Raw genomic sequence first — 12,956 nt, forward strand, 5'->3', positions numbered from 1 at the left:
GATGCCACTGACTTTCACAACAACCTCTTCTATCATCGTTAACTATTTTGCAGTTTTTCCCCTACAGCCACCGTCAAATCGCGCACAGTTTGCGGCACATAGCTTTTCATCATCGAATTCATAACCGACCCCATCATACCCTTGCCCGAAATATCAAGGTAGCCTGTAAGATCTGTCGTCTCTCGATCAACTTCATTCAGCTGAAAGTAGCCGTTGCCTTCCAAGTTTTCATTCAGTCCTTCGAGTTTAAAAGCAACTTTTGAGTTCTCTGACCGTTCCGCAATATCAACCTGCATCTCGATATTTTTTTGGATCATCCCAAGGTCCGCACGAAACTTCCAGGTGAACTGCTTTTCATTGGCTACTTCGTGTTCGATATACCCCGGGATTAGCGGAGCCCATTGATTCATATCATCCAAAAATCTCCACACTCTATCCACCGGCGCTGAAATCTTGATTTCTTCCATTCCATTCGGCAAATGACACACCCCTTTTTCTTTGTCATGAAGAATAGTATATCATTATAAGATTATGCATTGCACTAATAATTCCGAATTTAAAGTTATATAATCTTGCTTAACTCGGATTCAAAAGCTGGTTTATTCGGATATATTATAAGTAGGTCTTGGATTAGTGCTTGTTTTGCAGGTTGCTTGCTGTCCCGCCAAGCCGTTGGATCATCCTGCATCAGCTCAATGATCGAATTCACTAATTGTTCAATCCCTCTCAGACGTCTCCCTCTCCCTTCGAATAAACAGCCAATAAGCGACGTTTCAATACCTCATCTCGTTCTGTTAAATCTCTCACGATCTCAATCAATACTTCATTCGATAACGTCTGAAGTATTTCTGTGAAAGGATCATCCGTCACTTCCACCCATTGTGGGGCAGAAGGCGGAGTCTTACCATCCAATTGTTCCGCCAGCTCAAAATAAGCTGCCACCCCATGCTTACAAACAGAACTATAGTCATACGGACAGTTGCATGATGAAAACAAAATCGTTCCCTCATCACCTATAGTTACAGTTACTTCATATTTTTCACTGCCCAAAATAAAGAAAGTATACGTCCCTTCTTGTCGTTTACGGGAAGAACTGACACGACCATCACAAAAATAGTTCCAACCACGGGTCACAATCTTCTGATTCACATGCTCTTCGAATTGATAAATATTCATAAGTCGCTCCTTCTACCGATTTTTCATTATTTTAGCATAGACCAGCTCATTAGACGCTTACCACTCTTTCAACTCTTCATTCAGCTTTTTCGCTTCATTCGCATAATACAAATAAAATCCAATCCAGCTGGCAATGTACAGTCCCAAAAACAGACCTGTAAATGTCAAAAAGCTCTTAGCCGTAAAAGTAAACCAGCCGATACCGAAAGCAGTGATAAAGTAAAGAATCAGCACGGTAATGAAGTGATACAAAGTCTGTTTCAGCAGTGACCAACTTTCATTTTCAAAATAAAGTGGGGTGACACTGAAAAACCAGCCACAAAAAATTGTGCCTAGAGCGTTCTTGACGAACACATCTGCTTTTAGTGTTTCAAGATCGCTTACATATATGGCCAAACTTGTAATGACGACTGCCAGGAAACCACCAAAGAAAATACCAATCATACTGCGGAATAAAAAAGAGTTCATTCCTTACTCCTCCTTTTCATTTTAAGCGCTTCCTTGATCCCGTTGACGTATGTTCTTGAAACATATTCTTTCGTCCCCGATTTAAAGTATACTGCCAGTGTCCCGTTAAAAGAAGCTTCGAAACGGCTCAATTCATGGAGATTGGCAATGACCGATTTAGAGAGCCGAATAAAACGACTTGATGGTAAAACGGCTTCCAATTCATATAGTTTTTCTTTCACTAGAAAGGAACCATTTGCAGTGACGGCAGCAACTCCAGATGACGTTGCGTGAAAATAATGGATGTCCGCCGGCTTTAAGATATGCTGCATCTCTCCATCCTTACCTACGATAAAATCCAGTTCCTGTCCTTTTAAAAAGTCCAAAACTTCTTGGATCGATTGATTCATTTCTTCGCATTCAATGGTGACTGTTGTCCCTTTATTTGCACTATCGATATTCAAGAAAACTTTCATTTCGAGAAACCCCTCCCGACAATAGTGTAAACGTTTCTTTCCAAATTGTCTGTACTATTTCGATTGCTTCAGACGAAGAATACACAAGCTGAGTACGAATACAATGGCAATGAAGCTACCTGATAGAATCGTTTCCCCTGTCCATTCCAGCTGCCCATTCCATATTGCAATAAAAAGTTGATTCATATGATAGATCACATTGAAATCTGCAATTGTTTGCACGAATTTCGGCATCAACTCTATCGGCATCGTAAAGCCTCCTGAAATCATGACTAGTTGAAAAATAACGATAGAGAAGACAAGTGCACTATTTTGATTTGTGAAAAATGAATAAATAGCTGAAGATAAGACGAGAAGTACTGCGTTCATTGCAATGAAAAATCCATAAGAAGCAAGAAAGTCTATCAAATGAAATTGCAGATCATATACCAATGCGCCAATAGAAAATACAAGGAAATAGCCGAGACTCGTTAAAATAATGGATTTCAAAATAGCAGACAACAAAAGCATACGCTTCGGCACGGGTGTCAGTGTAATCCGCTTTTCGATGCCTGTTGTCCGGTGCGTTACTTGTTCAAATCCGAAAGCGAAAAAAATAACTCCAAACGCGATGAGTAGAATGAATGATGGTGTATAAGTCTCCGCATAATTCAAACTTCCATCATAAGTAGCTTCTCCGAATAACTGTCCCATGAAAAGATACGATACGGGCGGCACGACAATCGTAAACACCACATAGAAAATTTCTCTCCAAAACATTAATAAATCGTATTTTAGTTGTGTAGCTAACATGTCTAATCTCCCCCTTAAACCGTCACATTTTGTAAATAAAACTCATGAATTGAGCGATAACCGCGCTCCAAAATCCGTTCCGTGGTATCAAGCACCTCTGCTATGCCATTGTTAAGCAACATCACCTTATCACAGTACAACTCCACTTCATCCATATTATGAGTTGTTAAAATGACCGTTCCACCCATCCTTTTATTGTAGTCCGTAATGTAATTCCACAGCATATTGCGCATATGAGGGTCCAACCCTGTTGTCGGTTCATCCAAAATCAACAGCCTAGGCTGCGACATGAACGCAATCGCCAAACTGACAATTTGCTTCCACCCACCCGAAAGCTTATCGAAATAGGTTCGACGATACGGTTCAAGATGAAACTCCGCCAATACCTGATTGACATCTTTAGTGGAATCATAATAGGACTGAAATAGTTTCAGCAGTTCATAAACTTTCATCGTTTTATAAAACTGTGTTGGCTGCAGTACGACAGAAATTTGTTTTCTCAGCTGCTCTTTTTCATTGATGGAAAGACAATGCAACTCCTTGCCGAATAGATGAATGCCTCCTGCGTCCGGTGTTTGAATCGTCATAAGCATCTCTAAAAAAGTCGACTTCCCCGCTCCGTTTTTCCCAATGACCGCCACAATTTCCCCTTCATTTGCCTGAAACTCCACTCCCTTCAATACGTCATATGATCCAAATGATTTTCGAACGTCTTGCGCCTCGACCACAGTCATTATGTTTTCCTCCATTCGTTCACTCTTTATACTTTTAGTATACGAACTGGCGAATAAAACGTCAGCCGGATTTGGATGAGTGGTACATTTTTGAATGTCAGTTGCAGGATTTGTTAGGTGAGTGGCATGAATGTATTCGGTGTTTTGTGGGATTGGTTCGGGCTAATGCGGGTTTGGTTCGATTCAACCCGGGTACGGTTCGGTTCAACCGGTTTGGTTCGGTTCAACCCGGGTTTGGTTCGGTACTACCCGGGTACGGTTCGGTACTACCCGGGTTTGGTTCGGTATTACCCGGGTTTGGTCTGGTACTACCCGGGTTTGGTCTGGTACTACCCGGGTTTGGTTCGGTACTACCCGGGTACGGTTCGGTTCAACCCGGGGTTGGTTCGGTTCAACCCGGGTTTGGTTCGGTTCTACCCGGGTTTGGTTCGGTACTACCCGGGTACGGTTCGGTTCAACCCGGGTTTGGTTCGGTACTACCCGGGTTTGGTTCGGTTCAACCTAGAATTGGTTCGGTTTAACATGGATTTATAAGTATTAACGGACAATTACGTACCGAAATAAAAAAAGCTGCCACAGAAAGTCTTGTTTCAAAGACTTTCCGGACAGCTATTCTCACATCTTATTTCGCTACTTTTTTATTCTTCCGATTACCTGCGTGTTGGGTAATCCGGTCCAGGATGATCGCAACAATGACGATTGACAATCCTGTTTCGAAACCTTTACCGGTTTTCAGCTGAGTAACGGAACGATACACTTCTTCTCCGAGACCCGGTGCACCAACCATGGACGCGATGACGACCATCGATAGTGACAACATAATACTTTGGTTGACTCCTGCCATGATCGTGGATTTAGCCAATGGAATCTGCACTTTCAGTAAACGCTGTGATGTTTTGGAACCGAATGCTTCTGTTGCTTCGATTAAATCTTTTGGCACTTGTTCGATTCCGAGCATCGTCAAACGAATTGTCGGCGGCATGGAGAAAATGACAGATGCCACAACCCCGGGCACGACACCGATATTAAAGAAGAAAATCGCTGGCAATAAATAAACGAATGCCGGCATTGTCTGCATCAAGTCGAGAATCGGATTGATGATTTTCTTCACCGTTGCTTGTTGAGAACCCCAAATACCTAACGGAATCCCGATGAGTAACGCAATCGCGACCGAAGTCAGAACGAGAGCGAGCATTTGAAGCATTGGATACCAGTAACCTAAATAGTCAATGAACAACAAACCAATCAATGTAAACAACGCGATACCACGTGTCGACAAGAAATAAGCAATCACTGCAAAGATGACTGCCAGCAAAATGGAAGGTACTAAATCCATTAGCGTAACCGCACCTTCAACGGTACCTTTTAGGAAAGCAGAAATACCATCAAATACTGTGCCGAACGTGTCGACCAACCAATCTACTCCGTCATCGATCCAATCAGCGAATGGTAATCTTGGTAATAAATTATTCATGATCCGTCACCTCGTTTACTCCCGTTGCAACAGGATCGTTATTAATAAACTGTCCATTTCCAGCAAGCGCGCCAATTAACGCACCTCGGATAATGATTCCTTGCAGATGTTCTCTTTCATCCACTACCGCAACTGGAACGGAGGCAGTCGAAACCGTATCGAATAAATCTGTCAATACTGTATCTTGTGAAACCTTCGTAATGTCGCGAATGAGTACATCTTCTAGGAGCTTTCCTTCTTCTGTCGCTGTAAGTGCATCTTGTGCAGTGACAGCACCAAGCAAACGGTTCCCTTTATCCACTACATAAATAGAAGAAATGCTTAACTTTTTCATCAAGCGCAAGGCTACGCGGGCACCTCGATCGACTTGCACTGTGTCCGCTTTCTTCATAATATGCCATGCTGTCAATACCTTCGATAAATCGACGTCTTCGACAAAACGCTCGACATATTCATTGGACGGACTCATCAAAATTTCTTCCGGCGTTCCGATCTGGACGATATCGCCGTCTTTCATGAGTGCGATTCGATCTCCAATTCGCAACGCTTCATCCAAATCATGCGTAATGAAAATAATCGTTTTCCCCATGTCATGGTGAAGTTGCAACAATTCGTCTTGCATATCTTTACGAATCAACGGATCAAGCGCACTAAACGCTTCGTCCATTAGCAACACGTCCGGGTCATTTGCAAGCGCACGAGCTAGACCTACCCGTTGCTGCATCCCGCCACTGAGTTGATTCGGATATTGTTCTTCATAACCTGCCAAACCTACCAATCGCAAGGATTCTTTCGCCTTTTCTAGTCGCGTCTCCTTTGCGATGCCTTGAATTTCTAATCCATATTCTGTATTTTCCTGTATCGTCTTATGCGGAAACAATGCAAAGTTCTGGAACACCATGCCGATTTTTTTCCTGCGAACTTCACGCAACTGCTCCTTATTCATCTCCACAATATCTTTTCCATCGATCAATATCTTCCCCATCGTCGGATCGATCAAACGATTCAACATGCGTACAAGTGTCGATTTCCCACTTCCTGACAATCCCATGATAACGAAGATTTCTCCATCATAGACGTCAAATGAAGCATTTTTTACACCGACCGTCGCGCCCGTCGCTTGTAAAATTTCCTTCTTGGACTTCCCCTCGTTCAGTAATTGCGCGGCACGTTTCGTATTCTTTCCGAATATTTTCGTCGTACCTTGTACTTCAATTTTCTTTGTCATTTCTTGATCACTCATGTGGACAACTCCCTAGCTTTCTAAAAACTTGACTTTATTATTATAGACGTAACAGTTTTGCAATACAACAGTTTAACCTAAATTAATTGTTTATACAGTAAAAACTGTACAAACTTTCATCTAAATATTGCTTTTACACGTCAAATATAATACGCTATATTAGCAATCGGGGAGAAATCCATCCCCAGTATTTTAATGGAGGTACACTTTATGGACGGTAAAGAACAACTTGAAAAATCACGCGAGCGAATTATCGAAACAATCGCGCAAAACATACATCTATACGGCCTGACTCCATCTGCAGGCAGACAATATGGCACGATGTTTTTCCATGACGATCCGTTGACATTGGATGACATGACAGAAGAACTCGGGATGAGTAAAACCAGCATGAGTACATCCGTCCGCGCCCTATCTGATTTGAAGTTAGTGGAACGCGCATGGAAACGAGGCGTCCGTAAAGACTTATACCAAGTCAAAGACGATTGGTATCAAAGCTTCATCGACTTATTCTCTATCAAATGGCGGCGCTCCATCTCTCTTTATTCCACCACCATCCGTAAGTCATTGAACGAGTTAAACAAGCTGGCAGCCGATCCATCCATTACAGATGATTTGAAACTAATGGTAGAAAGAGACATAGAGAAGCTTCGATACGTTCAAGATTATTATGAATGGCTAGATCGTCTGGTCGATGCATTTGAAGATCATGATATTTTTGATCTGGTACCACGAAAAGACGATATACAAGAGGGTAAATGACCGTGAGAGCTTAGGCTTTTGCGGTTTTCAAATAATAAAAAGCATTCCACTACCGTTTTATGGTAAGTGGAATGCTTAATCACTCCTTTATACATATCATGTGGTGTAGGAAGCAAAAGCTACTTGTTCAATATCCCATTTACTCCACCTCAGGCAGCATGATTTCCTCCGCCTCATTCACCTTCCCATAATTCAAATCCACGGAAATCGTTACAGACTGCGTAGGATTTTTCCCTTCTGCTTCATAATGAAACTCTTTTAATCTCATATGATCTTTCGCAATCTTTACTTCGAGCTTTGAAGCGATATTCGATGAATCGACACCTTTAAACGACATATTAAATAGTTCCTGAAATACTTTATAAAAGTCTTGGTCATTTCCGTCGTATGTAAAAATATATTCATTGTCCTTCTCTTTCATTGCCAATTCTTCTTCGACTTCTCCGAGTCGATCGATCACTTTTTCGTATTGGACATTTAACAATTCTTCTTCTGTATATTGACCTGAAACATCTTCCCACCTTCCTCCGTTTTCATTAGCCAATACAACTTCTGCTTTTTTATAAACTTCTGCTTTCGTATCGTTCGGCTGACCATCCGTTGTTGTTACGTACGATGCATGGAAATCAGGCGACTCCTTGTCGACGTATTGTATTTTCCCTTTGTTAACCTGTTTCTGCTCTCCCTTTGCCATATCTTTCGCAAGCACCGTCAACGCCATGTCGATTTCATAACTCTTCAATTCTTCCGGTGATTGATCCAGACGTGTTTGGACTTCTTGCATCGTCAGGTTATCTGCCGATTCAGCACAAGCGCTGAGTACGATGGCGGAAAGAACTAACATCAGTAATCTACTAATACTTTTCATTCTTCTTCCTCCTAAACCAGTTTTCTCATAGTATAGCGTTTTCCTAATTTATCGAAAGTGCCTGAATGCCCACTGAACATTACCTATCATTTGACCCCTTCATTGAGAAATGCAGTACCTCCATCCACCTCTCTTAGTTTGCTGCATGTATATCGGGGAATTAAAGAAGCATAATGACAAGAAAAGGAATGAGTGACGATATGCTTTATGAATGTGCAATTATTGGCGGTGGACCCGCTGGATTGAGCGCAGCCCTGGTACTCGGTCGGGCGAGACGAAAAACGGTTATATTTGATGACGACCATGCGCGGAATCGAGTGACACGGGAAGCACATGGTTTTTTAACAAGAGACGGCATCCAGCCTGCTGAATTAAGACGACTCGCCCGAGAGGAAATTGCGAATTACCCTTCCGTTGAGTTTCACAATGAGCGAATTGCTTCCATTGAGAGAATAGACGAGACACATTATGAATTAAGGACGGCGGGTGGAAAAATCTTTCGCAGTCAGAAAATTTTATTGGCAGTCGGTTTACAGGACGAACAACCAAATATCCCGGATATTGAACGCTTCTACGGAACATCCATATTCAGCTGCCCTTACTGTGACGGCTGGGAACTTCGCGATCAGCCTCTCGCCGTTATTGCGGATAAGAATGTCTTCAAAATTGCAGCAGAAGTCTATACATGGAGCCGTGATTTGATCGTCTTTACAAACGGCGAAGGTCAGCTTACAGCGGAAGAATGCAAAAAACTTAATGCGAAAGGAATACAAATCATAGACGACATGATCGCAGGACTGGAAGGAAAAAACGGACAACTTGAAAGCATTCGACTGGAAGACGGCACACTCATCGACCGCACCGGCGGATTCGCCTCCCCACTCTGGAGCCACCCTAACCAATTTGCAGCAGAACTAGGCTGTGAGCGTAATGAATATGGAGGAATTTCAACCGATGAATATGGACGCACCAGTGTATGGAACGTCTATGCAGCAGGCGACGCAGCACATATTGTCCCATCTCAATTAATTATTGCAGCGGGCACAGGCAGCGCGGCGGCGATCGGAATGAATGGTGATTTGACGAATGAGTTTTTCGATTAAATAGATCAGACACTTTGTACAGTAAAAACTGTACATACAATAAATATAGGTAAAACGGTTGTATTGCAAACATATTACAGTTATACTAGTAAAGGTTCGCTATGACAGCGGAAACAAAAAGGTTGTACATACTATACAGACGTTGGACAACAAAACGTCCATCTCACTTGCAACCAAATACAAGGAGGAACTGTATCGTGTCATTTAAAAAGAAAGTTCTAGGATTCAGCTCAGTCGCTCTATTAGCAGTAGGTCTTGCTGCATGTGGCGGCGACAAAAATGAGGACACATCAAAAACTGACGGAGACAAAGACGCAACAGGCGCAACAGAATCCATCGGTAAAGCAGTAGACTACAAGATTACAGGAATCGACCCAGGCGCGGGCATCATGGAAGCAACGGACCGTGCACTTGAAGATTACAACTTAGAAAAGTGGGACGTTGTTACAGGTTCAGGCGCAGCCATGACGGCAGCATTGAAAAAAGCGTATGACAAAGAAGAGCCAATCATCGTAACAGGATGGTCTCCACACTGGAAATTCGCAAAATATGATCTTAAATACCTTGAAGATCCAGAAGGTTCTTACGGTGGGGCGGAAGAAATTCACACAATCGGACGTCTTGGTCTAGAAGAAGACTTACCGGAAGCTTACCAAGTTTTGAAAAACTTCCACTGGACAGAAGAAGATATGGCTGAAATCATGGTGGAAATCATTGACGGAGAAGATCCAAAAGTAGCAGCTCAAAACTGGATCGATGCCAATGAAGACAAAGTTGCTGAGTGGACAGACGGTGTAGAAAAAGTAGACGGCGATACGATTAAATTTGTATACGTAGCTTGGGACAGTACAGTTGCAAGCACGAATATGATGGCTCTTGTATTGGAAGACTTGGGTTATAAAGTTGAAATGTCACAAGTCGAAGCAGGTCCAATGTACACAGCAGTTGCTGATGGCAGTGCAGATGTATTGCTTGCAGGCTGGTTGCCAATCACACATGCAACATATATGGAAAAGTTTGAAGACAAACTGGACGATATCGGTGTAAGCATGGAAGATGTGAAAATCGGTCTAGTCGTACCAACCTATATGGAAATTGATTCAATTGAAGATTTGAAAGAGTAATAAGCAAAATAAAATCCCCCGGCATGGACAGATGAACTGTTTACGCCGGGGGATTTTCATTCAATTCGAAGTTTATAAACATTGTAAAACTATTTACCTTGTCAGCATAGCGGAGTACTTTTCCTCCATCACTTCCAAAATCATGCTCAGCACCATTCGATCTTCTATTCTTGGAGTGGAGTGAATCACTTGTTCCATTTCTACAATTGCCTGTCGAAGACCAGTCTCCTGGATCGACTCCTCTAAAAGGACCTGCAGACCCATATTGACGGCTGGGATATTGGATTCCTGCAAGCCATGTTGGTCGATCCATCCATATAGTTCATAAAGAGTATTTGCAGCCCGCCGCTGATGCTTTAGCCATGCAACTCCATCTGTACTTGGGGTATCTTGATTATTCAGCTTCAGTCGATCCTCAATCATCGTAGTAATTAATAATAAATTTTTGATGGCATGCTGATCACCGCCCCCCTTCACTTTTTCTTTTGCTTCCACTAACATTTCATGGACCGTATCATTGTACATTGACCATAAATCACGATTCGCGTCCTCCAGTTTATACGGCAGAATAAACTTATTGATAAGCGAGGCCAAAATAACTCCTGCCACTACGAACGCAACTCGTTCCAACGTCAACACCTCTGTCGTACCCGTGACCAAAGCCACTGCGCCGATTGCAGAGAATGTAACGAGGATTGTGTTATATCGATACGCTTTAACATAGCTCATCAAGTAACCTGCCATCATAAGCAAGACGGAACGAGCTGTATAGCTTTGAAATATCATAAATAAAATAGTGACGGCAACAGCTCCAATTGTCGTCGCAAATATACGGTCGCGCATCTTCTTTTGAGATTGTTCATACAGAGGGATAATAACAGACAATACCGTGAACATCATCCAGCGACCTTCCACTAGATCAAAAAAGTCTATCATGAATCCTGTAAGACTGATTCCAACCGCCATTCGAATCGCGTACGACAGCTTGATTGAATTCGTATGACTTGGCGTTTCACTAATCGTTAACTTTTGGAATTTCTGCGGAATTTGCTCTAACCTTTTGACAACGTTATAGTGCTCTTTGCCTAAGTTACTTAATTCAGCCAAATTGTCTTTTAAGAAACCAATATGATTGAGCATGCGCAACACAACTATATTATGATTACGTTCCGCTTTATATTTATGCAGCATTTGGTCAAAGGTATCTTCCAATAAAGTCATCGTTTCTTTATCTTGCAAGCCACCGATAGCCAATTCAAGACACTGTATGATATCTTGCAGCATAACTTCCCGCATTTCTTCCTCGGAAATTTCATCGAGCAGAATATCAATTTTTTCCAGTGCAACGGAAATATTTAATTTCAAACGTCCCTCTTCAGTCAAAAAGTAATTTTCTTCTCTTTTATCGTACACAATACCTCGCAAACCGCTAATATCACTGGTGATTTGTTCAGTAATTTCTTCGAGCGGTTCACCTTTTTGCAAGAGCCTCATCTTTTCAATCAAGGCTGTACAGATCGTCTGGACTTTTTGATCGCCACTCTTCGTGATTCTGTTTTTGTTCGCCAGCATTTGCATACCCATGATCGCAAGCGCACCAAAAGCGAGAGAAGCCAGTCGAAGAGGCATTTGATCTGCAGCTACCGGCATGGCTAAAATGAATACATATTGAAGGGAGAAAGGAAAGTAGAGAGGATTTTTCAAATTAAACAACAACGAATAGCTAATGACAAACATCGCTATGAAGTTGATTGGAATCGCCAGCCACATATTGAAACCTGTTAAGAATGCGGCTATACCGATGAAAAGGTTCAATACAACAAATTTCATGGTATTTCTAATCGGATGGCTCGTCAAATCTCTTTCCAGCAACATCAACATCGCGGTAATCGTCGACACACCAATTAAAATATTTTCACTGCCGAACACTGCACCAAAACCGAGAACAAATCCAAGGATGAAGATGAATAGTAAGGTGTTCGTCAGGATCATTTTTTTAGTCAGTTTCATTTACACTCACTTCTTCCATCTTTTTTCGTCGTAAAGTATTTTAACATTAAAGTTGTTTAAGGTAAAATGTAGAGCTTTGAACCTTCTTAACTCTTCTACAACTTTGCGGTCATAACCTACACTCAACTGCCCAAAACAAATCGACAATCTTCAAAACAGGATACCCAACCATCAAACGACAAATCCAATTATTTTACACAAAAAATCCCCAACTCTTTCAAAGTCGGGGTCTATTTAAAACTATTCATTCGCCAGCTCTTTGTAAGCCAACACTTTCAAAGCCAATAATTCATCTTCGGAAAGTCTATCTTCATACCGAGAGAGCAACTCTTGCTTTTCCTCCGCAGATAAGCCACTTTTCATCTTGGATTGGAGTTCAGCGAGTTCGCTCACACTAAATTTCTTTACTAAAACACGCACCGCCTGATCTTTGGTTTTAAAAGGCAAATTGCGATCATCTATATTTTTTCCTTCCGCGATAAATGCTTGGAGCTCGGGATCATTCCGTACTTCCTGCTTAATCGCTTCGAGTTGACCATTACTTTCTAGTTCTGCTTCCACTTGATCCATCACTTCATCCGCGACGAGCTTGCTGCCGAAATAATATACACCATAGCCGATCGCAGCTATAAGGACGACTGTTGTGATGAGTATTTTTATTGCTTTCAAGATAAACTCCTCCTTCTTCTATCTAGTATAAACGATTTCAGGTGAGCGTTGTTAGTTAATTGGTAATGACAAATGATG

Annotated in this window: 14 protein-coding genes; 3 read left to right on the forward strand and 11 right to left on the reverse strand. The window is 42.0% G+C overall.

The annotated features are described in order from the left end of the window. Positions 1-38 precede the first annotated feature (38 nt). The 8 genes from H7J92_RS03900 to H7J92_RS03935 all read right to left on the reverse strand — a co-directional run bounded on the left by H7J92_RS03900 (position 39) and on the right by H7J92_RS03935 (position 6,342). Positions 39-479, reverse strand: coding sequence for an SRPBCC family protein (locus H7J92_RS03900; protein WP_221835451.1), 441 nt, complete (start codon positions 477-479; stop codon positions 39-41). Between the two features lie 247 nt (positions 480-726). Continuing rightward, a complete protein-coding gene (locus H7J92_RS03905) occupies positions 727-1,176 on the reverse strand; it encodes an SWIM zinc finger family protein (protein WP_221835452.1) in 450 nt (149 codons plus the stop codon). A 57-nt stretch (positions 1,177-1,233) separates the two neighbouring features. Further along, a complete protein-coding gene (locus H7J92_RS03910; RefSeq protein WP_221835453.1) occupies positions 1,234-1,644 on the reverse strand; it encodes a DUF3021 domain-containing protein in 411 nt (136 codons plus the stop codon). Next, positions 1,641-2,099 carry a LytTR family DNA-binding domain-containing protein gene (locus H7J92_RS03915; RefSeq protein WP_009766001.1) on the reverse strand — a complete coding sequence of 153 codons (459 nt, stop codon included), beginning with the start codon at positions 2,097-2,099 and terminating at the stop codon, positions 1,641-1,643. Before H7J92_RS03915 ends, H7J92_RS03910 begins: the two co-directional genes overlap by 4 nt. A 54-nt stretch (positions 2,100-2,153) precedes the next feature. Then, positions 2,154-2,891 carry an ABC transporter permease gene (locus H7J92_RS03920; RefSeq protein WP_221835454.1) on the reverse strand — a complete coding sequence of 246 codons (738 nt, stop codon included), beginning with the start codon at positions 2,889-2,891 and terminating at the stop codon, positions 2,154-2,156. 14 nt (positions 2,892-2,905) lie between these two features. Then, complete coding sequence (locus H7J92_RS03925) at positions 2,906-3,625, reverse strand: ABC transporter ATP-binding protein (RefSeq protein ID WP_246602496.1); 720 nt, start codon at positions 3,623-3,625, stop codon at positions 2,906-2,908. Positions 3,626-4,247: 622 nt separating this feature from the next. After that, positions 4,248-5,099 carry an ABC transporter permease gene (locus H7J92_RS03930; protein WP_009766010.1) on the reverse strand — a complete coding sequence of 284 codons (852 nt, stop codon included), beginning with the start codon at positions 5,097-5,099 and terminating at the stop codon, positions 4,248-4,250. Next, the gene (locus H7J92_RS03935; RefSeq protein ID WP_009766011.1) at positions 5,092-6,342 is read right to left on the reverse strand and encodes a quaternary amine ABC transporter ATP-binding protein; all 1,251 of its coding nucleotides are present in this window, start codon (positions 6,340-6,342) and stop codon (positions 5,092-5,094) included. Before H7J92_RS03935 ends, H7J92_RS03930 begins: the two co-directional genes overlap by 8 nt. Positions 6,343-6,552: 210 nt before the next feature. On the opposite strand from H7J92_RS03935, the gene H7J92_RS03940 reads away from it, so the two are divergent. Further along, positions 6,553-7,104 (forward strand): GbsR/MarR family transcriptional regulator, encoded by a 552-nt coding sequence (locus tag H7J92_RS03940; protein ID WP_040758413.1) that lies wholly within the window; start codon positions 6,553-6,555, stop codon positions 7,102-7,104. Positions 7,105-7,243: 139 nt separating this feature from the next. Here the strand turns inward: H7J92_RS03940 and H7J92_RS03945 are convergent, their stop codons facing one another. Next, positions 7,244-7,972, reverse strand: coding sequence for a DUF6612 family protein (locus tag H7J92_RS03945; protein ID WP_221835457.1), 729 nt, complete (start codon positions 7,970-7,972; stop codon positions 7,244-7,246). Between the two features lie 173 nt (positions 7,973-8,145). Between H7J92_RS03945 and H7J92_RS03950 the strand changes: the two genes are divergently transcribed. Next, positions 8,146-9,075, forward strand: a complete 930-nt coding sequence (locus H7J92_RS03950; RefSeq protein ID WP_221835459.1) for an NAD(P)/FAD-dependent oxidoreductase — start codon at positions 8,146-8,148, stop codon at positions 9,073-9,075. A gap of 197 nt (positions 9,076-9,272) precedes the next feature. Further along, positions 9,273-10,199, forward strand: a complete 927-nt coding sequence (locus tag H7J92_RS03955; protein ID WP_078817151.1) for a glycine betaine ABC transporter substrate-binding protein — start codon at positions 9,273-9,275, stop codon at positions 10,197-10,199. Between the two features lie 93 nt (positions 10,200-10,292). On the opposite strand, the gene H7J92_RS03960 is transcribed toward H7J92_RS03955, so the two are convergent. After that, positions 10,293-12,209, reverse strand: a complete 1,917-nt coding sequence (locus H7J92_RS03960) for an FUSC family protein (protein WP_221835461.1) — start codon at positions 12,207-12,209, stop codon at positions 10,293-10,295. A 240-nt stretch (positions 12,210-12,449) separates the two neighbouring features. Further along, positions 12,450-12,878, reverse strand: coding sequence for a hypothetical protein (locus tag H7J92_RS03965; protein WP_078817149.1), 429 nt, complete (start codon positions 12,876-12,878; stop codon positions 12,450-12,452). Positions 12,879-12,956: the final 78 nt, after the last annotated feature.

The sequence above is a fragment of the Sporosarcina aquimarina genome, from assembly GCF_019748715.1.
Taxonomy (GTDB): domain Bacteria; phylum Bacillota; class Bacilli; order Bacillales_A; family Planococcaceae; genus Sporosarcina; species Sporosarcina newyorkensis.

Bases quoted from the DNA above. Each gene is read 5' to 3' on its own strand.
- H7J92_RS03930 (WP_009766010.1), bottom strand. From the start codon at position 5,099: ATGAATAATTTATTACCAAGATTACCATTCGCTGATTGGATCGATGAC.
- H7J92_RS03915 (WP_009766001.1), bottom strand. From the start codon at position 2,099: ATGAAAGTTTTCTTGAATATCGATAGTGCAAATAAAGGGACAACAGTC.
- H7J92_RS03925 (WP_246602496.1), bottom strand. From the start codon at position 3,625: ATGACTGTGGTCGAGGCGCAAGACGTTCGAAAATCATTTGGATCATAT.
- H7J92_RS03950 (WP_221835459.1), top strand. From the start codon at position 8,146: ATGACAAGAAAAGGAATGAGTGACGATATGCTTTATGAATGTGCAATT.
- H7J92_RS03945 (WP_221835457.1), bottom strand. From the start codon at position 7,972: ATGAAAAGTATTAGTAGATTACTGATGTTAGTTCTTTCCGCCATCGTA.
- H7J92_RS03940 (WP_040758413.1), top strand. From the start codon at position 6,553: ATGGACGGTAAAGAACAACTTGAAAAATCACGCGAGCGAATTATCGAA.
- H7J92_RS03960 (WP_221835461.1), bottom strand. From the start codon at position 12,209: ATGAAACTGACTAAAAAAATGATCCTGACGAACACCTTACTATTCATC.
- H7J92_RS03935 (WP_009766011.1), bottom strand. From the start codon at position 6,342: ATGAGTGATCAAGAAATGACAAAGAAAATTGAAGTACAAGGTACGACG.
- H7J92_RS03910 (WP_221835453.1), bottom strand. From the start codon at position 1,644: ATGAACTCTTTTTTATTCCGCAGTATGATTGGTATTTTCTTTGGTGGT.
- H7J92_RS03920 (WP_221835454.1), bottom strand. From the start codon at position 2,891: ATGTTAGCTACACAACTAAAATACGATTTATTAATGTTTTGGAGAGAA.
- H7J92_RS03905 (WP_221835452.1), bottom strand. From the start codon at position 1,176: ATGAATATTTATCAATTCGAAGAGCATGTGAATCAGAAGATTGTGACC.